Below are 22,990 nucleotides of genomic sequence, written 5' to 3' on the forward strand. Positions count from 1 at the left end.
CGAGTGGGCGAGCGGGGAAAGGACTAGAGGAGTTTCTGCCCGGCGAGGAAGTCGACGAGCCTGATGCCCGCGTCGCCTTCATCGGTGATGATGATCCCCTGGCTGCGTGGTGGCCGCGGAGATGCTGCTTCGACCCGTGTCCACGAGCCCGCAAATCCCACCTCGTCGGGCTGGAGACCGATATCGGCGAGGGTGAGTACCTGCAGCTGCTTCTTCTTAGCGGCCATGATGCCCTTGAAGTTCGGGTACCGGGGCTCGTTGATCTGATCCGTCACCGAGACGAGGGCCGGCAGGGTGGCCTCGATGTTCTCGGCGAACGAGTCGTTGTCGCGGCGCGCGGCGAGCGTCCAGCTGCCGTCGTCGTTCGTCAGCTCGATCGACGCCGCGAAGGTCACCTGCGGCAGCTCGAGCCGCTCAGCGAGCTGCGCCGGCACGAGTGAGGTCTCCCCGTCCGTGGATGCCATGCCCGTCAGGATCAGGTCGAAGGGTCCGACGTGCCGCAGGAGCGCGGCCAGGGCCTTCGAGGAGGCAGCTGCGTCGGATCCGCGCAGGGCCTCATCGATCAGGTGCACCCCGTCGTCGGCACCGATCTGGAGCGACTTCTTCACGGCGTTGACGGCAGGCGCGGGGCCCATCGTGAGGGCGGTGACCCGGTGCCCGGCTGCAGCTCCCCCGTGGGCCTCGACGATCTGCAGCGCCGCTTCGAGCGCGTACTCGTCCAGTTCGGAGAGGATGCTCTCGGAGCGCACCGTCGTCAAGTCGTCACCGCCGATGTGGCGGTCGAACTGGGCGTCGGGAACATGCTTCACCAGGACTGCAATGCGCAATCCGTCTGCTGTGGCCTCGTCCATTGACGACCTTCCTCGTTCAGGGGATTTTCCCATCGACTAGCTAACCATAGTGGGGTCCTGCGGACCGCTGCGGGTGCCGGCCGGAAACGGCGGGTAATGCCAGGCAACGGCAGGTCATGGCAGGTAGTGCTGGTGACCGGCCGGCACAGGCACGGGCACGGGCACGGGGGTAACGTCACAAAAGGCGGTCCCGCACGCAGGACCGCCTTCTGCTCACTGCGCCGCAGTACAGGCTAGGATGTCGGCGCCTGGGCCAGGGTGACGTCCACGGTGCGCGACTGCCCGTTGCGGACGATTTCCACCGGCACCTGCTGGCCGACGGTCTGGATGCGGACGGCTGCCGTCAGCGACTGCGGGTCGCTGATGGTGAAGGTGCCCACCTTGGTGATCACGTCCCCCACCTGCAACGAGGCGTCCTCCGCGGGCGATCCCGGCTCCACCGATTGAACGAGGGCACCCGTCGAGAAGGTCGACTCGGTCCGGGAGCCGTCCCCGGCCGCCGCGGTGACGCTCACTCCGAGGAAACCGTGTGTCGCCTCGCCGTTCTCGATGATCTCCGTCGCGATACGGTCCGCGTAGTTGATGGGGATCGAGAAGCCCACGCCGATGTTGCCGGTCGATTCGCCGGAGCCGGCGGACGCGATGGCGACGTTCACGCCGATGATCCTGCCGTCTACGTCGACAAGCGCACCGCCCGAGTTGCCCTGGTTGATCGCGGCATCGGTCTGGATCACGTTCAGGTAGATGGAGCCCTGCGACTGGGTCTGCTGACCGCTTGAACCGCCCGGCGGCAGGAAGTTGAATCCCTCACCGTCGTCGGACTCGGTGGTGTCCGGCTGCTCTTCCGGCACGGCAGAGGAGGCGACGCTGATGGTCCTGTTCAGGGTCGAGACGATGCCGTCGGTCACCGTGCCGCTCAGGCCGAGCGGAGCACCGATGGCGATCGCGGTGTCACCGACGTTCAGTTCGTCAGAGTTGCCGAGTGTGGCGGCTTTCAGGTCCGGAGCGTCGATCTTGATGACGGCGAGGTCGCTCAGGGGATCGGTTCCGACGACGGTCGCCGCGAAGACGCGCCCGTCATTCAGCTTGACCTCGACCGTCGGGTCGGAGACCTGACCCCCGAGCGTCACGACGTGCGTGTTCGTGAGGATGTGCCCGTCGGTGTCCAGGATGATGCCGGAGCCGGAGCCGCTGGAGCTGCCGCCGTTGACGGCGATCGTGACGACGCTCGGCGACGCCGTCACCGCGGCCCCCGTGATGGCGTTGACGTCGTCGGTGTTGTTCACCACGATCGACTCCGGGGCGGCCTGCGACGTGCCGCCGGTCGACGTGCCGTCCAACGCGGTGTAACCGGCCGTCGCGACACCTCCGCCGATGAGCCCCGCGGCGAGGACACCGGCGGCGAACGTACCGAGCCCGACACGCTTCCGGTCCTTCACGGCCGTCCGTCCGGTGCCGTTCCGGGAGTCGCCCCACGCGCTCTGCTCTCCGTAGAAGGGCTGGTGCCCGGCGTACGCGGGGTGGGGCGCCGCGGCGCTCTGCCCGGCACCGGGTTGCTGGCTGCCGCCGGATGCAGGATGCCCGACGGCGGGGTGCTGCGCGGTGGGCGGACCCGCGATCGGGTGGACCGCCGTCTCCGGATACCCCTCGGTGCGCTCGGAGTCCTGGTGGTACCTGTCGGTTGCCTCGGCGTGGTCGGAGGTCGCGGCCGGCTGCTGGCCGGTCCAACCGGCCCCCCACGACGGCGGGGTCTGTGGCTGTGGAGGGAGGGGACGGTCTCCGTTGCCGGGAGTACCTGGCTGCTCGTTCATGGGAGGTCCTTTCGTTGCTGTTGACCACATCATGACAACCTTCGCTGAGCCTGAAGCATGCATTCGCTGTGCGGTTTCTGAGAAGTCGCTGAATCCTGTCGATGACTCCGCGCCCGATGCTGCTCGCTCCCCCGACAGGTCCGGGTGGCCCTGCACCTTCCGCGGACGACTTCCGGTGACGACGGATCGCGCTGCTCGGTCGCTGTCGTAGGCCCTGTCGTGGCCACTGTCCTCAGCCGTCCGAACCCCACGGCGGGTGCCGCACAACACTATGCCCTCTTCCGTCGTCGTGCCGCTTTCGCTAGGGGCATAGGCGGGGTGGTGGACTGCCCCTGACCCCGACCATAGAATCGGGAACACAGGGAGCCTCCGGCGTCCGCCGACACCAGTCCTGGGACCGGTAGGGTCCGGGGGACGTGCTGAAGGGTCGAAGATGCGAATGATGAGCAGGCGCACCCGCGTCTCTGCTGTCCTGGGTGCCGTCATGGCGATCCCGTTGTTGTCCAGCTCGGCGGCTTTCGCCGATGCTCCGATCACTTTCCCCGCCGGCGACTATGTCACCGACACGGCGGGAGTCCTCACGCCCCAGGAGGAGAGCGAGCTCGAGGCCGCCATCGCGGACCTGCGTTCGCAGCAGGGCTTCACCATCCGTGTCGCGTACGTCGATACCTTCGAGAATCCAGCGGATGCGGAGCAGTGGGCGTCCGCCACCGCCAGCCTCAACGCGTCGAGTGCTGATGAGGCCGTCCTCGCCGTCGGCGTGGATCAGAGGAGCGCCGGGTACGCCCCCGGCAACCGCTCCGCGCTCGGCGGACAGGGCCAGGAGCTCTACGACGAGCACATCCTGCCCGAGCTGCAGGACGGCGACTACGCCGGTGCGGGGCTCGCGGCGGTCGAGAGCAGCGAACAGGCGCTGACGGGCGGCGGCTCCAGCAGTGGTGGCACGTCGACGGGCACCGGTGCCGTGACCGGTGGCAGCGGTCTCGGCGGGCTCGTGCTCGTCGGTGGGCTCGTCGCCGTCGCGGGCGCGGGCGGGTACATGCTGCTCAAGAAGCGGGGCGGCAACAGCGCACAGCGCAAGCGCGAGGAGTACGGCTACGGTCCGGTACCGTCCGCCACGGGCGAGGTGGTGGACCCCCTCTCCTCGGTGAGTGTCGAGGACCTGCGCAAGCGCGCGGGCAGCCTGCTGGTCGCCGCAGACGATGCGATCAAGTCCAGTGAGCAGGAACTGGGCTTCGCGGAAGCCCAGTACGGCAGCGAGGCCATCGCGACGTTCTCCCAGGACATCGCTGCCGCCAAGCAGCATATGAGCGAATCGTTCAAGTTGCAGCAGCAACTCGACGACCATATCCCCGACACCGAGCAGCAGCAGCGGCAGTGGCTCGGTGAGATCATCCGCCGTTGCGAGGACGTGAACGCCTCGCTCCAGGCGCACAAGGCGGACTTCGACTCCCTCCGGGAGCTGGAGAGGAACGCGCCGGATGCCCTGCGCCGGGCGCAGTCCGCAGCGGACGACGCCCGCCGGCGGTTCACAGCGGCCGAGCAGTCCCTGCGCGCCCTGCAGGGCCGGTACCTCGAGACCGCCACCTCCCAGGTGGCGGACAACATCGAGCAGGCCCGCGAGCGGCTGTCCTTCGTCGACAGCGCCGCGCAGGAGGCACAGACACGCATGGCCAGTGGTGACACGGGACGCGCCGTCGTTGCAGTCCGCGCTGCGGAGGAGGCGGTGCACCAGAGCATGGTCCTCCTGGACGCCATCGACAAGCGTGCGGAGGAGCTCGCAGTAGCCGAGCGCGAGCTCGAGCGTGCGCTGCCCGAGACCGAGCAGGACCTCGCCCAGGCCCAGGCCATGGACCGCACGGGGCAGTACCGCGACCTCGCCGGCCCCATCGCCGCGGTGCAGGCTGCTGTCTCGACAGTCCGGCAGGAGCGGCAGAACGCGCGCAGCAATCCGCTGGCCCTGCTGCAACGGCTCGAAGCGGCGCATGCCCAACTCGACGCCGCACTGGGTGGGGTCCGCGACCAGGCCGAGAACGCGCGGCGCGCACAGGAGTCCCTCCAGCACGCGATCATCGCAGCGCAGTCCGGCATCTCCGGTACGGCGGACTACATTCGCGCCCGCCGCGGCGGAGTGGGCAGCGAGGCCCGCACCCGCCTCGCAGAGGCCGAGCGCAACCTCGACTACGCCGTGGAGCTCCAGCGCACCGATCCCGTGACGGCCCTGTCCCACGCCCAGCAGGCAGCCATGCTGGCCGACCAGGCGGCGCAACTGGCCGAGCAGGACGTCGACGGTTTCGGCCGCCAAGGCGTGGGCATGGGTGGCATGTACGGCGGCAGGGGCGGTGACGGGATGGGTGGAGCCCTACTCGGAGGCATCCTGCTCGGGTCCATCCTCAACGGAGGCGGCTTCGGTGGAGGTTTCGGAGGCGGCTTCGGCGGAGGATACGGCGATGGCGGCGGTAGCGACTTCGGAGGCGGCGGCTTCGGCGGCTTCGACGGCGGCGGAGGCGGATTCGGAGACTTCGGCGGTGGTGGCGGCGACTTCTAGCCGCTTCGCTCCGGCAGCAGGACCCAGGACTATCACGAAGAATCGAAAGGGAAATCAATGGTAAAGCAGTCAATTTTCGGCAGGATCGCCCAGCTCACCCGGGCCAACGTCAATGCGTTGATCGATCAGGCGGAGGATCCGCAGAAGATGCTCGACCAGATGGTCCGCGACTTCACCAACAGCATCGCCGAGGCGGAAAGCGCTGTGGCCCAGACCATCGGCAATCTCCGCATGATGCAGGACGACTACAACGAGGACGTCGAGAACGCGCGCAGCTGGGGCAACAAGGCACTCGCTGCGTCACGCAAGGCCGACGAGTACCGAGCGTCCGGTGACACCGCCGACGCCCAGAAGTTCGACAACCTGGCCAAGGTTGCCATCCAACGCCAAATGGCGGCGGAGAACGAGGCGAAGGGTGCCGAACCCACCATCGCGTCGCAGACCGAGATCGTCGACAAGCTGAAGGACGGCCTCAACCAGATGCGGGGCAAGCTCGGCGAGCTGACGACGAAGCGCGACCAACTCATCGCCCGGTCCCGCACCGCCCAGGCACAGCAGCAGGTCCACGACGCCGTCAAGAGCATCGACTTCATGGACCCTACGAGCGAGGTCGGCCGTTTCGAGGAGAAGATCCGCCGCGAGGAGGCCAGGGTCCGCGGCCAGCAGGAGCTGGCGTCGTCGAGCCTGGACGCCCAGTTCGAGAGTCTCGAGGACCTCGGCGAACAGACCGAGATCGAAGCGCGTCTCGCCGCCTTGAAGTCCGGCTCCGGAACGCAGTCCGCGATCGGGCAGGGTACGGGCAGCGAGACCCCGACCGCCACACCGTTGTCGACGGGTGAGACGACGTACTGATCCGCCCCACCGCACCTCCTACAGGGGAACCGCGCCTTTCGGCTGCGGTTCCCCTGTCGCTTTGATCGCCCTGCACAGGCCCGCACCTGCAGGCTAGATTTGGCTCATGGCCCTGACACTGGTGTGGTTCCGTGATGATCTTCGAATCTCCGACAACCCGGCACTTGTCGCAGCTGCGGACCGTGGGGACGACGTCGTCGCCTGTTACGTGCTCGACGAGGAGACAGATGGCATCCGCCCGCTGGGAAGCGCGTCCAAGTGGTGGCTGCACCACTCGCTCGAGGCCTTGGCGGGCACCCTCGAAGGACTCGGGATCCCGCTCGTCCTGCGCCGCGGAGCTGCAGGAGAGGTGCTGCCGCAGCTGGCCGACGAATGCTCCGCCGATGCCGTCACCTGGAACCGCCGGTACGGGTTGGCCGAGCGAACGGCGGACGCGGCCCTCAAGGAATCCTTCGCCGCGCGCGGAGTCGAGGCGACGAGTTACCAGGCAAACCTCATGTACGAGCCCTGGGAGGTCACCTCCGGCTCGGACGAGGCCTACAGGGTGTTCACGCCCTTCTGGCGGGCATGCCTGGCTTTCCGGACACCCCGCACACCGCTCCCGGCACCGGCGTCCCTCCGCGGCCCTCACCTCGCGTCGGACGACCTCGATACCTGGGGGCTTCTTCCGACCGCTCCCGACTGGGCGCAAGGGCTCCGCGACACGTGGACGCCGGGCGAGGCAGGAGCACATGCCCGGCTGGACGACTTCCTCTCCAGGCTCCGCGGATACAAGGACAACCGCGACTTCCCCGCGGTCCGCGGCACCAGCATGCTCTCCCCGCACCTGCGATTCGGCGAGATCAGTCCCTTCGAGGTCTGGCACGCCGCACAAGACCACGGGGACAGCTCGACGGCGGACGACCTCCGCGCCTTCGGGTCGGAATTGGGCTGGCGGGAGTTCAGCTGGCAGCTGCTGTACTTCAACCCCGAACTGGCGACCGTGAACTATCGACCGGAGTTCAATGCGTTCGCCTGGGAGAGCTCCACCCAGAGCGAGTTGAAGGCCTGGCAGCGTGGAAGGACGGGCTATCCACTCATCGATGCCGGGATGCGGCAGATGTGGGAGATCGGCTGGATGCACAACCGCGTGCGCATGGCGACGGCGTCATTCCTCATCAAGAACCTCATGATCGACTGGAGGGTGGGCGAGAGATGGTTCTGGGACTGCCTCGTGGACGCCGATGCCGCGAGCAATGCTGCCAGCTGGCAATGGGTCGCAGGCTCGGGGGCGGACGCCAGCCCCTATTTCCGCATCTTCAATCCGGTGCTGCAGAGCAAGAAGTTCGACCCGGACGGCGCGTTCCTCGTGCGGTTCGTGCCCGAATTGGCTGACGCGGAGAATGTCCACGAGCCCTGGAAGGGAGTCGCACCCGGATATCCCGACCGCGTCGTGGACCTCAAGGAGAGCAGGGAGCGCGCGCTGAGGGCCTACAAAGCACTGTCGGAGTGTTAGGGGGCGGCTCCCCTCCCCTCGCCCCTCCCGGACGCGCCGTCGTCTGCCTGGTGCCCCTGACGGCCCTCTGCTGGGTCAGATCGGTCGGGGTCCGGGGGTCCCGCCCCACGGCGCAGGCAGGAGCACCTGCGACCAGCCCCTGACGGGGACCAAGGCGGCCCACTGTGAGGGAAACCAAGAAGTCCGGCCGACCAGATGGTCGACCGGACTTCTTATTCGTTGCGGGGACAGGATTTGAACCTGTGACCTCTGGGTTATGAGCCCAGCGAGCTACCGAACTGCTCCACCCCGCGGCGTGTAACTAACGTTACCGGCCGCGGGGCCAAGAGGCAAATCGAGCAGCTGCCCGGTCGACCCGGACTACTCTCCGGCGCTCCCCGAGACACGCTCTTCGGCGTCGAGCGCCCTCTGGAGTGCGTCCTGCAGACGTTCCTGCGCCTCACCGTAGGCAGCGAAGTCGCCGGCTGCGAGGGCCGCGTTGCCGTCCTGGATCGCATCGTTCGCGTCATCGAGGGCGGCGCGGAGGTCAGCCGCGGGATCATCCGTGGTTCCACCGGAGGTTCCGCCCTGCGAGGGCGTCGGGGTCGGGGTCGGCGTGGCTCCTCCCTCTCCGTCCGTCGGAGGCGTCCCGGGATCCTCAGGGGTCTCACCGACGTTGTCGCTGTCGCCGGTCGTCGCACCGGAGTCGCCGGCGAAGACCTGGTCGAGCGCCTCGGCGAGAGTCGGAGCGAAGCCGACGGTCTCCCCGAAACTGACCAGGACCCTCCGCAGGACCGGGAAGGACGAACTGCCCGAGGACTGCACGTAGACGGGCTGCACGTAGGCGATGCCGCCTCCGATCGGCAGGGTCAGCAGGTTGCCGTTGATGACCTCCGACGCGCCCTGACGCAGGAGGTTGAGTTCCTGCGAGACAGTGGTGTCCGAGTTGAACAGGTTCTGCGCCTGGCCCGGGCCGACCACGGAGTCCTGCCCGGAACTGTCCAGCAGCGTCAGCTGGCCGTAATTCTCACTCTTGACGCCGTCCTCACCCGTTCCCGCATCGCCATTGGCCGCCAGGAATCCGTACAGCACGTTCCTCGGGGTCTGCCCGGCCGGCACATACGGGATGTACGGCGTCGTGAGGGAGAACGCCGCCTCCTCCTGGTCGGGCATCTGCAGGGTCAGGTAGAACGGAGGCTGCCGCGGCGTCGTCTCCGTCGTCGCGCCGTCGGAGGCGGCTCCGGGATCGGCGGGCACGCTCCAGGCCTCGCTGTTGTTGAAGAACTCGAGCGTCGTCGTGACGTGGTACCGCGCCAGCAGTTCACGCTGCACCTTGAAGAGGTCCTCGGGGTAGCGCACGTGGGCCATCAGATCCGCCGACATCTCGCTGTAGGGCGTCAGCGACGACGGGTACACCTTCTGCCAGGACTTCAGCACCGGGTCCTGATCGTCCCAGGCGTACAGCTTCACCGAGCCGTCGTAGGCATCAACGGTGGCCTTCACCGCGTTCCGGATGTAGTTGACCCGTTCGGCCGGGAGCGCGGTCGCAAAGCCTTCCGCCGTCTGCGAATCCTGCGTCGCGGATTCCAGTTCCTGCTGCTGCGAGTACGGGAAGTTGGCGCTCGTGGTGTAGCCGTCGATGATCCACTTCACCCGACCGTCGACGATCGCAGGGTAGCTGTTGCCGTCGAGCGTCAGGTAGGGCGCCACCTTGCGCACGCGCTCCACCGGGTCGCGGTCGTACAGGATCTGGGACTCGCTGTTGACCTGGTCGGACAGCAGCAGGTCCGTGGACTGGAACTTCAGCGCATACACGAGCCGGTTGAAGGGGTTGCCGACCTCCGGTCCACCGTTGCCGCTGAAGGTCGTCCTGGACTCCGTGTCGGAGTTCTCGTCCTGCGGGCGGTCGATCTCCGCGGGCTCCTGCCCGTCCGGCGCTCCCACGACGGAGTACTCCGGCGAATCCTCACCGAAGTAGATGCGTGGTTCGTAGGTCGACTCATCACCGAGGACGCCGGTGGAGGGAATACCCGACTGCAGGAACTGGGGACGACCATCCGGCTGAACCGTCGAACCCGCCGCTGCCACGACCCCGTATCCGTGCGTGTAGAACGCGTGCTCGTTGACCCAGCCCTCCGGCACGCCGTCGGTGTCGAGCTCACGCACGGCGATGACGGTGTCCTGGATCTCGCCGTCGATCTCGTACCGGTCGACGTTCAGGGTCTCGGGGAACTGGTAGTACTGGCGGAACTGCTGAAGCTGACTGAACGCGTCGGAGACGAGGTTCGGGTCGAGCAGACGGATGTTCGCCGTGGTCTCGCCGTCGCTGTTCAGCGCGCCTGCCTGGGGGTCGGCTTCCGGGGTGTAGTTGGCGGTCTCCACCTGATCGAGCCCGTACGCCTCCCGCGTCATCGCGATGTTCCGGTCGATGTACTCGCCTTCGGCGCTGAGCTGTGACGGGTCGACCTGGAAACGCTGGACCACCGCGGGATAGACGCCGCCGGCGAGCAGAGCCGTGACGATCAGCATCGCCGTGCCGATCAGGGGCAGGCGCCACCGCCCGATGAAGGCGGACGCGACGAACAGGACCGCGACGATGACCGCCGCGACGGCGAGGATCGCCTTCGTGGGAATGACGGCGTTGACGTCCGTATAGAGCGCACCGGCCCAGGTGTCCTGGTTGAGCAGCGTGTCGTACCGGTCCAGCCAGTAGTTGACGCCCTGCAGCACGAGGAAGAGCGCCGCGACCACGGCGATCTGGACCCGAGCGGCCTTCGTGGTGAACAGGCCCTTCTCCTCGAGCCGGATGCCGCCGTACAGGTAGTGGGTGAGGACCGTCGCGATCGCGCTGATGATGACCACGCTGATCAGGAACCCCGTGACGAAGCTCAGGAACGGCAGCGTGAACATGTAGAACGCGTAGTCCATGCCGAACTCGGGGTCCTGCTTGTTGAACGGCTCCTGGTTCACGAACAGCAGCACCTCCTGCCACTGCGAGGACGCGGCCGTGCCGGCGAACGCTCCGAGCACCACGGGGATACCCAGCATCAGCAGGCGGCGGATGGGCTCCAGCTGCGCCTGGTAACGGTTCAGGTTGTCCTGGATCGCGCTGTCCGGCGCATAGATCGGCCTGCTACGGAACGCAATGCGCAGACTGAAGAACACGGCGCCGGCCATGACGAGGAACGCGACGACGAACAGCACGATCCGCGACAGGTTCTCCGTGACGAAAACCTCGAGGAACCCCAGCTGGTTGTACCAGAGAACGTCTGCGTAGACCTGGGACAGGTAGACGAAGGCGATGACGATCACCGCCACGACGATGATCGTCGGGATCAGCGGGCTTCTGCGCCGGCTTGATGCTGCACTTGCTGGGCTCGGCCTACTGCCGAACGGACGTTCTGGTCCGGATGTCACATCTACCTCATCGTTAGCTGCTGCGGGTCACGATGACCGGTATTCCGCTTCGCTCCCCAGCCCGCACACGGGCAGAAGACAGCGTGCAGTCACGCCCTTCGTGTTTTCATTCTGCCCTGTTCACGCTCAGCCGGACCAATTAGGTTCCCCCGGTCCCGCCCACGACCCGAGATTGTCACACAACCGTGTCTTCCGCTCCGCTTTCCGTCGCCTCCATCCGGTGGCGACAGCCCCGCGACCGCGGAATCAGCAGGCGGGCAGACCTGCTGATCCGCCGCCTGCGCCGAGTGTTTCTACGGCATCGACGGCCTGGTCGAGCGTCTCGACCTTGACGACGGTAAGCCCGTCCGGGATGTTGCCGACCACCTCGTCGCAATTCTCGGCGGGTGCGAGGAAGAATTCGGCCCCGGCAGAGCGCGCTCCTACGAGCTTCTGTGCGATTCCCCCGATGGGCCCGACGACGCCGGCCGAATCGATCGTCCCGGTGCCGGCGAAGTGACGACCACCGGTCAGGTCGCCCTCGGTCAGCGTGTCGATGATTCCCAATGCGAACATCGTGCCGGCGGACGGGCCGCCGACGTCGTCGAGCTTGATCGTCACCTCGAAGGGGAAATCGAACGTCGAGGCCAGCAGGATGCCCAGCTGGTAGTCGCCATCCTCCGATCGGGCAGGAGTGACGGTGACGTCGACAGGAGCGCCGTCCCGGATGATCGAGAGGTCGGCGGGCGCTCCACCGGCGTCCGCCAGTCGCGAGCGAAGCGTCTCGATGTTCTCGATCTCCGCGCCGTCGATCGTCAGCAGGACATCGCCCTCCTCGAGGATGCCCTCGGAGGCGGAATCCGCGGCGAGGCCGGCGACGGACAGCTCCTCGGTGAAGTCGATGTCCTCGTGCAGCAGCGCGGCGGCGATCGCCGACTCCTGGGACGACGTCATGGCGACCGCATTCTGCTCCTCGAGCTGGGAGGACGTCGTGCCCTCGGGATACACCAGTTGCTCGGGCAGGACGTTCTCGTTCGGGTTCGCCCATGCGCGGAACGTGTCCAGGACGTTCACCCGCCCGTTCGGCCCCCCGCTCACGAAGACGGTGGTGAGGTCGAGTTCGCCCTCGGGCGGGAAGCTCTCCCTGCCCTCCACCGTGATGAGGGGTGTGCCGTTCACCGCGCCGATCGTGTTGAAGGTCGGCCCGGGCGACTCGATCACGTAGGGCGAAGGAAGCAGCACTGCCGCTGCACACAGGACGACGGCGAGACTGCCGGAGACTGCCATCGCGCGGAAGCGCGGATCCCTGGGCCGGGTGGGCTCCTCTGGGCTGTACGTCTCGAAGTGGCCGGACTGCGTCACTGTGCTTCTCTCTCTAGGGCGCGTGGGGGTGTGCCGTTCCTCGGCGTGGACCGCACCATGCAGGCACACCCAGAGTAGACGCTCGGAGGCACTCCTCCCGTAGCGGTTCCTGCCCTCACATGCTTGCCTGCCCGCTTCCCCTAAACCCCGAACGGCCCGCCTGACGCGACGCTTTGCCCTCAGCGAACGGTGTGCGGCGCGAGGGACATCGGCGACGAGTGGCCGGTAGCGTGGTGTGCACAGCCGGTAGGGATGCGTCTGCATCCCCGCCCGGACCCGCGAAGCTACTCCCAGGACCGGTGGTATCAGTGACCAACCCTTCCAACCCCTCGAACGACGACGACACGCCCCAGGACCCGCTGTCCGAGATGCTGTCCAAGATGTTCGGCGGTGGGGCCGCGGGGTTCGACCCGCAGGAGATCGCCAAAGCGGCCGGCCTGCCATCGGACCCGGGGGCGATGGCGATGATGATGCAGCAGGTCCAGGCGATGTTCTCGACGCCGAGCGAAGGCCCCGTCAACTGGAAGATGGCTCACGACCAGGCGCGCCGGATCGCTGCGTCCGATGGCGACCCATCTGTCACTCCCCTCCAGCGACGCAGCGTGGACGAGTCGCTCAAACTCGCCGAGATGTGGCTCGATCCCGTCACGGACTTCCCGAGCACCGGGCAACTCGGTCGTGCCTGGTCACGCGCGGAGTGGGTCGAAGCCACGATGCCGACCTGGCGTCGCTTGACCGAGCCGGTCGCATCGAGCATCGCGAAGGCGCTGTCAGATGTCATCTCCGAGCAGCTCCCGGAGGAGATGAAGTCGATGATGGGCATGATGGGCGGTCCGGCATCGATGCTCCAGAACGTAGGCGGAGCGATGTTCGGCATGCAGCTTGGACAGGCGGTCGGTGCGCTGTCCAAGGATGTCGTCGGCTCCACGGACATCGGCGTTCCCCTCGCCGATGGACGGATGGCCCTGCTTCCCGCGAATGTCGCGGCCTTCGGTGAGGGCCTGGACATTCCCGAGCAGGAGGTGCAGCTCTTCCTTGCAGTTCGCGAAGCGGCCCACGTCCGTCTGTTCACCCACATCCCGTGGCTCACGGGGCATCTCCTCGGCAGCATCGAACGCTATGCCAGGGGCATCCACATCGACATGGGCAAGATCGAGGAAGCCGCCCGCGACATCGATCCGACGAACCCGGAGAGTCTGCAGGGCGCCCTCTCCCAGGGCGTCTTCATGCCGGAGCGGACTCCCGAGCAGGACGCGGCGCTCGTCCGGCTCGAGACGACTCTTGCCCTCGTGGAGGGATGGGTGGACGAATTGACGGCCGCCGCGGCGGCGAACCTGCCCTCGGCAGGTGCCCTCCGCGAGATGGTGCGGCGTCGCCGCGCGACGGGCGGACCGGCCGAGCATGCGTTTGCCTCACTCGTCGGACTGGAACTGAGGCCGCGCAGGCTGCGCGATGCCGCGTCCCTCTGGTCCCTCCTCACGAAGGAACGCGGCATCGAAGGACGCGACGCGCTGTGGCAGCACCCGGATCTGCTGCCCACCGCCGAGGACCTCGACGATCCAACAGGCTTCACGGAGCGTCGCCGGCTGATCGAATCTTCCGACGCCGACGTCGATGCCGCGCTCGAGCGTCTCCTCGCGGGTGACTTCGAGCCGGGTGCCGATGATGCCGTCCCGGACACCGCCGGTGGGGGCGGAACCGATGACGTTACGACGGAGGGTGCGCCGGCAAGCGATACCGATGGCAGGACCGACGGTGGGCCTACGGACGGTGGGCCTACGGACGGTGGACCTACTGACGGTGGGACCAGCAGCGAGGGCCCGGCGACCGGCGACGACCCTGACGTGGACGGACCCAGCTCCCGGTAGTCCACCCATCAGCAAGTGAAGCGCCCTAGCTCCCAGTAACCGGCCCGCCTTCCGGCAACACAGTGCCTGGAAGCTTGCCGGGGCCCTTGGGACAGGCTTTACAGGCTGTCCTGGCCGCCCGTGAGATTCCGCTGCGCTGCGAAGGCGGCACCGTCTAGGAAGGCCTTGGCCGTCTCGGTCCGCGGATACGTGGTGAGCAGGGCCCAGAACGCCGCATTGTGTGAGGGCTCTATCAAATGCGCCATCTCGTGGAGCATGACGTAGTCGACCACCCACTCGGGCATGCCCTGCAGCTTGTGTGACAGGCGGATCGATCGATGCGCGGGCGTCGCGGACGCCCACCGCGTGTTCTGGTTCGTCACCCATCCGATGGTCGAGGGAATTCCTCTGCCGCCCAGGTACTGCTGGGCGAGCCGCTCCGCCCGCTGCAGCAGAGCCTTTCCTGCCTCATCCGGGGAAGATCCGGCAGGGGGAAGATGCTTGGCGGTCATGCGCTCCACCATGCGATCCACCCAATGCCGCTCCTGCGTGGCGGAGAAGTGCCCGGGGATGGATACGCGGATGACACCGTCCCGTATGTCGGCGCTGACGGTCCGCTTCCGCCGCGCCGAACGTCGTACCTCGACGGGCATCCGCGCCGGTTCGGACGGCGTCCCCGCCTCAGGAATTGTCACTGATGATCTCCAGGACGGCCTCGCCGTACCGCTCGAGCTTCGCGGACCCGACGCCGGCCAATTCGCCGAGCTCGTCGAGCGTCTGCGGCTTCGCCTCGGCAATGGCCACCAGCGTGGCGTCCGTGAAGACGACGAAAGCGGGGACGTCCTTCTCGCGAGCTTCGACGAGCCGCCAGGCACGGAGCGCTTCGAACGTCTCTTCCTCGTAGCTCGCGGGACAGTCGTTGCATCGCCCGATCTTGCGCTCCGACCCGGTCAGCAGCGGACGTCTGCACACCCGGCAGACGACAGGTCCTGATGCCTTGCGGCTGGCCTTCGCCCTCGGCTGACGGAAGGAGGACCGACCGGAGTGTTCGGGCCGCAGAGCGTCCAGGAAGCGCGAGGGCTTCCGACTGGCTCGTCCGCCCGGCGAGCGCGACGTGGACCAGGACAGGGCCAGGTGGATGCGCGCCCGGGTGATGCCCACGTAGAGGAGCCTTCGTTCCTCGTCGATCGCCTCCTGCGTGTCGGCGAAGGAGATCGGCATGAGCCCCTCGCTCAGGCCGACGAGGAAGACCGCATCCCACTCCAGCCCCTTCGCGGAGTGCAGCGACGCGAGGGTCACTCCCTGCACGGTCGGCGCATGCTGCGATGCTGCCCGTTCCTCGAGTTCGGCGACGAACATCTGCAGGGTGAACGTCTCGGGCCCGCGGACCCGGTTGAGTTCGTCCGCGAGGCCCACGAGCGCTGCGAGCGACTCCCACTTCTCCCGGACGGCCCCCGAGTTCTGGGGCGCGACGGAGGTGTATCCGAGAGACGCCAGGACATCGCGAACCTGCTGCGGGACGTCGTCGTCGCCCTGGGTGCGGGCAGCAGCGCGCAGCTGCAGCAGTGCGTCGCGGACCTCGCGTCTTTGGAAGAATCTCTCGCCCCCACGCAGTTGGTACCCGATGCCTGCACTGGCAAGGGCCTGCTCGTACGCCTCCGACTGGCCGTTCGTGCGGTACAGGATGGCGATCTCGCTCGCCTTGACCCCCTGGTCCAGCAGGACGCCGATGCGCCTCGCGCATTCGGTCGCCTCCGCTTCGTCATCGCTGCACTCCGTGAAGACGGGTTCCGGACCGGCGGGTCGCTGTGCGATCAGCTCCAGTGGCGCCGACCACGTGGTGCCCCCGGCCCGACTATCCGCTTCGTTGTTCCTCGCCGCGAGCAGCGTGTTCGCTGCCCTCACCACCTGAGGGGTCGAACGGTAGTCCCGCACCAGCTTGACGACCTGCGCGCCTTCGTATCGCTTCGTGAAATCCAGCAGGTGCCGCGATGTGGCGCCCGTGAAGGAGTAGATGGTCTGGCTGGCGTCGCCGACGACGCACAACTCCCTCCGTTCGCCGAGCCAGAGGTCGAGCAGGCGCTGCTGGAGCGGAGACACGTCCTGGTACTCGTCCACGACGAAGTGTCGGTACTGGGCCCGCACCGTCGCCGCCACCTTCTCGTCCTCCTCCAGGATCGCGACGGTGGTGAGGAGGACATCCTCGAAGTCGATGAGGTTGCGATCGATCTTCAGGTCCTCGTATGCCGAGAAGATGCGAGACACCGTGATGAGGTCCATCCCGGCGGGCTCGGCCCGCCCTGCCGCTGCAGCGGCGTAGGCATCGGGCGTGAGCATCGAGACCTTGGCCCATTCGATCTCCGCCGCGACGTCCCGGATGGCGGCACGATCGGTGGATAGACGCAGCCTCCGCGCCGACTCCGCGATCAGCTGCGCCTTGTGGTCGACGAGCGCCGGCAGCGGCCCGCCGACGGCCTGCGGCCAGAAGTACTGCAGCTGCCGGAGTGCTGCGGCGTGGAAGGTCCTGGCCTGCACGCCTCCGGCGCCTAGGTCACGCAGGCGCGTGCGCATCTCGGCAGCTGCCCGCGCGGTGAACGTCACCGCGAGCACCTGCTGCGGTTTGTAGACCCCGGTGTGGACACCGTAGGCGATGCGATGCGTGATGGCGCGCGTCTTGCCGGTGCCCGCTCCCGCGAGTACGCAGAGCGGTCCGGCGAGCGTGCTGGCCACGGTCCGCTGTTCGTCGTCGAGCCCCTCCAGGATGCTCTCCTCGAGCAGTAGTCCTGACACTAGGGACGCGCCTCCGACGGCTCCTCGTCCAGTGGGCCCCCGTACCAGCGCTCGATCAGCGCCCGGGCGATGGAGACACCTCCGGCAACGGCGATCTTCCCGTCACGCACCTCCACGAAGAGTTGCTCCCGGGTGAACCACCGCAGCGACCGCATCTCCTCGCGGTCGGGCACTGCGTCCGTGGTGAGGGCACGCGCGGTGAATCCCAGCATGAGGGACGCCGGGAACGGCCAGGGCTGGGACCCGAGGTACTGCGGGGAGTCGATGATGATACCCGCTTCTTCTCCGACTTCGCGGAGGACGGCGGCCTCCAGCGATTCACCGGGCTCGACGAAGCCGGCGAGTGTGGAATAGCGATCCTCCGGCCATGCAACGGCCGAACCGAGCAGCAGGCGGTCGTCGTCGTCGACCACCGAGACGATGATCGCCGGATCAGTGCGCGGGTAGTGCTCCGAACCGTCCTTCGGGCACCGGCGCACCCACCCGGCGTCGCGCACCTCCGTCCCGGTACCGCACCGGGGACAATGCGTGTGTGTCGAGTGCCAGTTCGCAATAGCAGCCGCCTCGACGAACAGACCGGCGTCGCGCGCATCCAGGGATCCTGCAATTTCCCGCAGTCCGAGCCACTGGTCGAGGGGCGCCAGCGAGGCATCCTCCTCGTCGAGGACCGCGAGGACGATCCGCCGTCCTGCATCCGCGGCGCCCTCGCTGACGCGCCCCAGATAAACCAGGACCTCGGGCCGCTGCACGTCCACCGGAGCGACCAGCCGGAGCGTGTGTCCCACCACCGGAGCTTTTCCCCGCACGAGGGGCAGCACCAGGGTGTCCGCCGCCGTCCAGAGCAGGTCCAGGAAGTTCTCGGCGGTCCTCGAGTCGCCGTCCCGGTCGGAATCGGCACGCGACAGCGGTAACGATCCGAGGGGAGGGAGCACGAGGGTCCGGAGGGGATCGGTCATGGTTCTACGGTACGTTCTCGCTCTCCCAAAACCCATTCTGGAAGGCGCGAGTGGAGGAGGAGTGGAGCGCTGGTGCGAGCAGCGCATCTGGCGACTCGCCGCGCCGGAAGGGGGCAGGCGGAACAGGAACGCCCTACGGTGGAGCTTGTGAAACGGACACCCATGGAACTTGCTGCCATCGCCAGCGCCGCAGTACCTGGCCTGGCTCCGACGGGCGTCGCCGGTGCTCCGGATGATGCAGCCGACTTCGACTCCGCCCTCCTCGTGGACGACGCAGGGAAACAGTGGAGGGTCCGCTCGCCCAAGCACGCCGAGGCGAGCATGCGGCTCGAGACCGAACTCCAGGCCCTGCGTGCCTTCACACCGGCAGTCAAGGCCGAGCTGCCCTTCCTCATCCCCCACATGGCCGGCAGCGTCCGCCAGGGCGAACTCAGCACGTTCGTCTACTCCCACCTCGCCGGAGCGACACGCACACTCGACGCCCTCACCTCCGGCGGCCGCACGATGGCGCAGGAACTCGGCCGCGTCCTCGCAGCCATCCATGAGTTGCCGAAGGAGATGGTGCAGCGGGCCGACCTGCCGAGTTACGAGGCCAACGAGTACCGCCAGCGAAAGCTCAACGAGCTGGACCAGGCCGCAACCACCGGCAAGATCCCACCCATCCTCCTGCGCCGGTGGGAACACGCCCTCGAAGACGTCGCCCTGTGGCGCTTCGGACCCACGGTCGTCCACGGGGACCTTCACGAGGACCACCTCCTCATTGCCGCCGGCCGGGTTTCGGCCGTGACCGGCTGGACGGATTTGAGCATCGGGGATCCGGCTGAAGACTTCGCCTGGCTCGCCGCCGCGGAGGACACCACTTTCGTCGACGCCGTCCACGCGGCGTACGCCGAAGCGCGGGCAAGCGCCGTCGACCCCCATCTGGCCCGCAGGGCCGCCCTGGCAGCCGAGTTCGCCCTCGCGCAGTGGCTCGTGCGCGGAGTCGCCCTTGCCGACGCCTCGATGATCCACGAGGCCGAGGGCATGCTCGCCACCCTCGCCGCGGACGTGGAGTCGATCGAGCAGGAACAGCATGAAGCCGCCGAACGTGATCGCCGAGCGCACGAGGAGCGCGTCGAGTGGGGCGATGCGATGGGCACCGACTCGGCGGACGGTGACTTCGACGATGACTTCAACGAGGATTTCAACGATCACTTCGACGATCTCGACGACCCTGACACGCAGCACGGCGTGAACCGCGGGGACGGACCGGCACGCTCCGGGAGTTCGAGCGTTCCAGCGGATGAGGAGACGCGCGATGCCGGGTCCGACGCGTCGGACAGCGATCCAGCCCGCGCTCCCGAGGCGGACCCGCGGGCGAGGACCGGCAGCCACAGCTACGGAACGGACACCCCGACCGGCCGGGACCGACGGCAGCAGCCGGGCGCGGCGACAGGGCACGACGAGCGCCCCGGGGAGGAGCACGTGCTCCGCGGGGGCGACGTCGAGGAACCGACCGGACCGTCAGCGGCCTACGAGCGCCTGAAAGCCGGCCGCCAGCAGTCGTCGTCGTCGAAGGTCACGCTGCTCAGGAGCAGCGGAGCGGGTTCGGGATCACCGGATGACGTGGCGACATCGGCGATGCCGATCGTCTCCTTCGGCAGCTGACACCGGGCCCGTCGGGAGCTGGATCGTGCACCAGCCGAACGGGCAGGACGATCATGCGGGCGCAGCAGGACCGGCAGCAGCGATGATCGACTCGAGTTCCGCCGCGTCGGCCAGGTCATGCGGTCGAACGACGAGATTGTCGGAGACATAGAAGAACGCTGCACGCACCGTCTCGAGTGGTACCTCCTTCAAGCGTGACCAGGCCAGGCGGTAGACCGCCAGCTGCACGGCCTTGGCGGCTCGCCGGTCAGGAGCCGGCGGGCGTCCGGTCTTCCAGTCGATCAGGTCCCAGCCGCCGTCGGCGTCGCGGAAGACGGCATCGATCCGGCCACGGACGACGACGTCGCCGATTCTCGTCTCGATAGGAGCTTCGATCGCGGCCGGTTCCCGCAGCGCCCACTCGGACTGCTCGAAGATCGCGGCCATCTCGTTCAGGCCGAGCGTCTCGTCGACGTAGGCGTCGGCCCCGCCGGGGTACTCACCGAGGTCGAGCATCCCGCCGGACCCGTAGAACTCCTCGATCCAGGCGTGGAACGCGGTACCCTTACGCGCCGCAGTCCCGGGCCGCCGCGGAAGCGGCCGCCGCAGTTGCTGCATCACGGCTGCGGGATCCTCGCGCAGCTCGACCAGTGTCGAGGCGGAGATGTGCGATGGCAGCGTCAGCGGCCTCCGCTCGCGTTCCCGCGCCTGCCTGGCCAGCGCAAGCCGGACCTCGCGGCCCCATCGACCGCCGTCGACGTCCACCTCGAGGGCGGGTGCCGCTGTGTGATCGAGGACGGCCTGCGCGGCGCTCTCCATAGCGGAGCGGCGCGGACCGAGCGGATCGAAGGGCCAGGTAGCCCGCTCAGGGCTCGCATTCGCAGGATTGGTGTCGCCTGCATCGTCCTCGGAGATCCAGTGCGGGCTGCTGAATCCCGCAGTGCCCGCCTCCGCCAGTTCCACGAGGTCCGTCAGGTAGGACGACGGCCCGGACGGCCTGGACCGACCACCGCCCCATACCGACGATGTGCAGACGAGGGCGTGCTTCGCCCGGGTGAACGCCACATAAGTCAGACGTCGTTCTTCCCGCTCCGCATGAACCCTCGCCTCGTCGGTGAACACCTTCTCGCTGGCTAGCCATTCCTTCTGGTCCTGCTGCTCCCAGTCCCACTGCGGCAGTTCTGGGGCGTCTCCCCTCAACGGCCAGGGGATGGATGCATCCCCGCTGCTCCATCGGGAGTCCTTGCCGCTGGGGAAGGACCCCTCATTGAGGCCTGGGACGAAGACGACGTCCCACTCGAGGCCCTTCGATGCATGCACGGTGAGGATCTGCACGGCGTCCCTGCTTGCTTCCAGCTGCGTCACCGGCAATCCGTCCTCCTCCTGGTCCGCGGCTTCGAGCCACGCGAGGAATGCCGGCAGGTCGACCCGTTCCGCGGAGGATACGAACCCCGCAACGGCTTCGGTGAAGGCATCGAGATTTCGGCGTGCCTCGTGGATGCTCACCCCTGGTTTCGCGGCTACCTCGATGTCGAGCAGGATGGTGCGCTCCACCTCCCCGATCAAGCTGCCGAGGTCGTCCCCGACGAAGCTGCGGAGTGCGCGAAGCTCCTGCCGCAGGGCATCGAGTCGCTGCCGTGCGGTGTCGCTGAGCGCGCGGCCCGACGAGGACACCCACCCCGACGGAGGCAGGTAGTCCACGGCCTCCACGAGACTGCCGGCTTCGGCGAGATCGGGAGCCACGACGGCGTCCCTGCTCTGGTCACCGTCGAGCTCCTCCCCCGCCCGAGCACCGCGACGGAACATGGCTTCCCTGGTACGGGCGAGCTGCCTCGACCAGTCGCCGAGCGCCATCAGATCGGCCGGTCCCAGGCGCCACCGCGCCCCGGACAGGAGCCTCAGCATCGAGTCCGAACGGTCAGGGTCACCCAGTACGCGGAGGGTGGCGAGCAGGTCGACGATTTCGGGAGTGCGCAGCAGGCCGCCCAGTCCGACGACCTGCACCGGAACCCCTGCGCGCTCGAGTTCGGTCCGGATCGGGTCGAACTGCTTCCGGCCTCGGCAGAGCACGGCCATGGTCTGCCGCAGTGGCGTGCCGTCGTCGTCGGTCTCGAAGCTGCGCCTGCGCTGGCGCAGAACCTCCCGTGCAACCGCCTCCGCCTCGCTCAGCGGGCTACCGGGGGCTGTCGGAGGTGCGCCCTGTCCGTCGGCTCCGTCCTGGGTGAACGGACCGTCGGTGAGGAACCGTCCCAGCAGGACCTCGCCGAGCGGTGCGCCTGGTCGTGCCACCAGACCGGGAACCTGCTGGATCGAGGTGTTGCGAAGCCAGGGAGCAGGCACGTTCAGGGGTGCCGACACCGTGTTCGCTGCCTCGAGGATCGAGGTCGAGTTGCGCCACGCGACGGAGAGGTGTGCCACCTCGGACGGCATGCGCCCTTCACGGGTCACTTTCGGGAAGGCGGTCCGGAAGGTGCCGAGCTGCCCGGCAGACGCTCCCCTGAAGCCGTAGATCGACTGGTGCGGGTCGCCGACCGCTGTCACGGATCGCCCGTCGGCGAACAACCGGGAGAACAGGACCATCTGCGCATGGGACGTGTCCTGGAACTCATCGAGCAGCACTACCTTGTACTTCTCCCGTTCCAGCTCTCCTGCCTCCGGTATGTCCTGCGCGATGCGCGCAGCCAGAGACACGAGGTCCCCGAAGTCGAGCTGCCGTCGTGCGAGTTTGGCAGCGGCGTAGCGCTCGACGAGCTCGGTGACGGTGATGCGGGTGCGGAGCTTGTCGAGGAGTTCGCCGACCTTCTGGGTTGCCGGCCTGTCCGCACCCGCGACGTAGCGCTGCGCCATGACGTAGTCGATATGGCGGCGCAGCTCGTTCCGCACCGTTGCAGGGGCGACGAGGTGCTCGGCGCACTCCCCCGCCATGTCGAGCACGGCCTTCACAAGAGTGCTCTTCGCGGCCGTGAAGTGCTCCCACTCGCCGTCATAAGCCTCGACGACGGAGTGGGCGAGCTGCCAGGACTGGGCTGTCCCGAGCATGACCGAATCCCGTTCCACCCCGATCCGAAGGCCGTAGTCCTGCACGATGCCGTTCGCGAAGGAGTGGTAGGTCGAGATGGCCGGGTCGAGCCTGTCGAGTGCGTCACTGCCGGAGGGAGCGATGTCGTCCTGCGCGAGCGCCGCATAGAGCTGGGCCAGTCGCTGCCGGACCCGAGAGGCGAGCTCGCCTGCCGCCTTCCGCGTGAAGGTGACTCCGAGGATCTGCTCGGGACGCACGAGCCCGTTGGCGACGAGCCACACGACCCTGTCCGCCATGGTCTTCGTCTTACCCGAACCCGCGCCGGCGATGACGAGGAGGGGTTCGAGCGGAGCCTCGATGACACGCGCCTGGTCCTTTGTCGGGTACTGGACCGGAGCGTCCTGGTCGGTGTGCAGCAACTCGGCCAGCCGCCGCGCTGAATAGGCTGGGGTCATCCT

The 22,990-nt window shown here is 67.8% G+C and carries 13 protein-coding genes and 1 tRNA gene; 5 read left to right on the top strand and 9 right to left on the bottom strand.

Annotated features, from left to right (window positions below):
* Positions 1-23 precede the first annotated feature (23 nt).
* Both CXQ96_RS05810 and CXQ96_RS05815 read right to left on the bottom strand, forming a co-directional pair.
* Positions 24-851 carry an electron transfer flavoprotein subunit beta/FixA family protein gene (locus CXQ96_RS05810; RefSeq protein WP_181036375.1) on the bottom strand — a complete coding sequence of 276 codons (828 nt, stop codon included), beginning with the start codon at positions 849-851 and terminating at the stop codon, positions 24-26.
* 233 nt (positions 852-1,084) lie between these two features.
* A complete protein-coding gene (locus CXQ96_RS05815) occupies positions 1,085-2,662 on the bottom strand; it encodes a S1C family serine protease (protein ID WP_104117101.1) in 1,578 nt (525 codons plus the stop codon).
* A gap of 442 nt (positions 2,663-3,104) precedes the next feature.
* On the opposite strand from CXQ96_RS05815, the gene CXQ96_RS05820 reads away from it, so the two are divergent.
* From CXQ96_RS05820 to CXQ96_RS05830, 3 genes are all read left to right on the top strand, one after another.
* Entirely contained in the window at positions 3,105-5,210 is a 2,106-nt protein-coding gene (locus CXQ96_RS05820) for a TPM domain-containing protein (protein WP_308662555.1), read from the top strand.
* 57 nt (positions 5,211-5,267) lie between these two features.
* Positions 5,268-6,062, top strand: a complete 795-nt coding sequence (locus CXQ96_RS05825; protein WP_104117103.1) for a PspA/IM30 family protein — start codon at positions 5,268-5,270, stop codon at positions 6,060-6,062.
* Between the two features lie 106 nt (positions 6,063-6,168).
* A complete protein-coding gene (locus tag CXQ96_RS05830; protein ID WP_104117104.1) occupies positions 6,169-7,557 on the top strand; it encodes a deoxyribodipyrimidine photo-lyase in 1,389 nt (462 codons plus the stop codon).
* A 219-nt stretch (positions 7,558-7,776) separates the two neighbouring features.
* On the opposite strand, the gene CXQ96_RS05835 is transcribed toward CXQ96_RS05830, so the two are convergent.
* The 3 genes from CXQ96_RS05835 to CXQ96_RS05845 form a co-directional block, all read right to left on the bottom strand.
* Positions 7,777-7,850: transfer RNA gene (locus CXQ96_RS05835), tRNA-Met, on the bottom strand.
* 67 nt (positions 7,851-7,917) lie between these two features.
* The gene (locus CXQ96_RS05840; protein WP_104117278.1) at positions 7,918-10,860 is read right to left on the bottom strand and encodes a UPF0182 family protein; all 2,943 of its coding nucleotides are present in this window, start codon (positions 10,858-10,860) and stop codon (positions 7,918-7,920) included.
* 339 nt (positions 10,861-11,199) lie between these two features.
* A complete protein-coding gene (locus CXQ96_RS05845) occupies positions 11,200-12,294 on the bottom strand; it encodes a PDZ domain-containing protein (protein ID WP_258058895.1) in 1,095 nt (364 codons plus the stop codon).
* 368 nt (positions 12,295-12,662) lie between these two features.
* Here CXQ96_RS05845 and CXQ96_RS05850 point away from each other — a divergent pair, with 368 nt between their 5' ends.
* The gene (locus CXQ96_RS05850) at positions 12,663-14,162 is read left to right on the top strand and encodes a zinc-dependent metalloprotease (protein WP_104117279.1); all 1,500 of its coding nucleotides are present in this window, start codon (positions 12,663-12,665) and stop codon (positions 14,160-14,162) included.
* Between the two features lie 98 nt (positions 14,163-14,260).
* On the opposite strand, the gene CXQ96_RS05855 is transcribed toward CXQ96_RS05850, so the two are convergent.
* From CXQ96_RS05855 to nudC, 3 genes are read right to left on the bottom strand one after another with little or no spacing between them, the layout of a single operon-like run.
* Positions 14,261-14,836: a M48 family metallopeptidase gene (locus CXQ96_RS05855; protein WP_258058896.1), complete on the bottom strand. Its 576-nt coding sequence runs from the start codon at positions 14,834-14,836 to the stop codon at positions 14,261-14,263.
* Entirely contained in the window at positions 14,823-16,931 is a 2,109-nt protein-coding gene (locus tag CXQ96_RS05860) for an ATP-dependent DNA helicase UvrD2 (RefSeq protein ID WP_104117107.1), read from the bottom strand. The genes CXQ96_RS05855 and CXQ96_RS05860 overlap by 14 nt, the downstream gene beginning before the upstream one ends.
* Positions 16,931-17,887: an NAD(+) diphosphatase gene (nudC, locus tag CXQ96_RS05865; RefSeq protein ID WP_104117108.1), complete on the bottom strand. Its 957-nt coding sequence runs from the start codon at positions 17,885-17,887 to the stop codon at positions 16,931-16,933. The genes CXQ96_RS05860 and nudC overlap by 1 nt, the downstream gene beginning before the upstream one ends.
* A gap of 147 nt (positions 17,888-18,034) precedes the next feature.
* On the opposite strand from nudC, the gene CXQ96_RS18980 reads away from it, so the two are divergent.
* Complete coding sequence (locus CXQ96_RS18980) at positions 18,035-19,534, top strand: phosphotransferase (protein ID WP_104117280.1); 1,500 nt, start codon at positions 18,035-18,037, stop codon at positions 19,532-19,534.
* Between the two features lie 51 nt (positions 19,535-19,585).
* Here the strand turns inward: CXQ96_RS18980 and CXQ96_RS05875 are convergent, their stop codons facing one another.
* The gene (locus tag CXQ96_RS05875) at positions 19,586-22,987 is read right to left on the bottom strand and encodes an ATP-dependent DNA helicase (protein WP_104117109.1); all 3,402 of its coding nucleotides are present in this window, start codon (positions 22,985-22,987) and stop codon (positions 19,586-19,588) included.
* Between the last annotated feature and the right edge of the window lie 3 nt (positions 22,988-22,990).

It is taken from the genome of Arthrobacter sp. B1805 (assembly GCF_002929745.1).
In the GTDB taxonomy this organism is placed as follows: domain Bacteria; phylum Actinomycetota; class Actinomycetes; order Actinomycetales; family Micrococcaceae; genus Arthrobacter_D.

What these genes read in the sequence shown, in the direction of transcription:
- nudC (WP_104117108.1), bottom strand. Translation starts at nt 17,887, where the DNA reads ATGACCGATCCCCTCCGGACCCTCGTGCTCCCTCCCCTCGGATCGTTA.
- CXQ96_RS05815 (WP_104117101.1), bottom strand. Translation starts at nt 2,662, where the DNA reads ATGAACGAGCAGCCAGGTACTCCCGGCAACGGAGACCGTCCCCTCCCT.
- CXQ96_RS05850 (WP_104117279.1), top strand. Translation starts at nt 12,663, where the DNA reads ATGCTGTCCAAGATGTTCGGCGGTGGGGCCGCGGGGTTCGACCCGCAG.
- CXQ96_RS05830 (WP_104117104.1), top strand. Translation starts at nt 6,169, where the DNA reads ATGGCCCTGACACTGGTGTGGTTCCGTGATGATCTTCGAATCTCCGAC.
- CXQ96_RS05820 (WP_308662555.1), top strand. Translation starts at nt 3,105, where the DNA reads ATGAGCAGGCGCACCCGCGTCTCTGCTGTCCTGGGTGCCGTCATGGCG.
- CXQ96_RS05825 (WP_104117103.1), top strand. Translation starts at nt 5,268, where the DNA reads ATGGTAAAGCAGTCAATTTTCGGCAGGATCGCCCAGCTCACCCGGGCC.
- CXQ96_RS05875 (WP_104117109.1), bottom strand. Translation starts at nt 22,987, where the DNA reads ATGACCCCAGCCTATTCAGCGCGGCGGCTGGCCGAGTTGCTGCACACC.
- CXQ96_RS05810 (WP_181036375.1), bottom strand. Translation starts at nt 851, where the DNA reads ATGGACGAGGCCACAGCAGACGGATTGCGCATTGCAGTCCTGGTGAAG.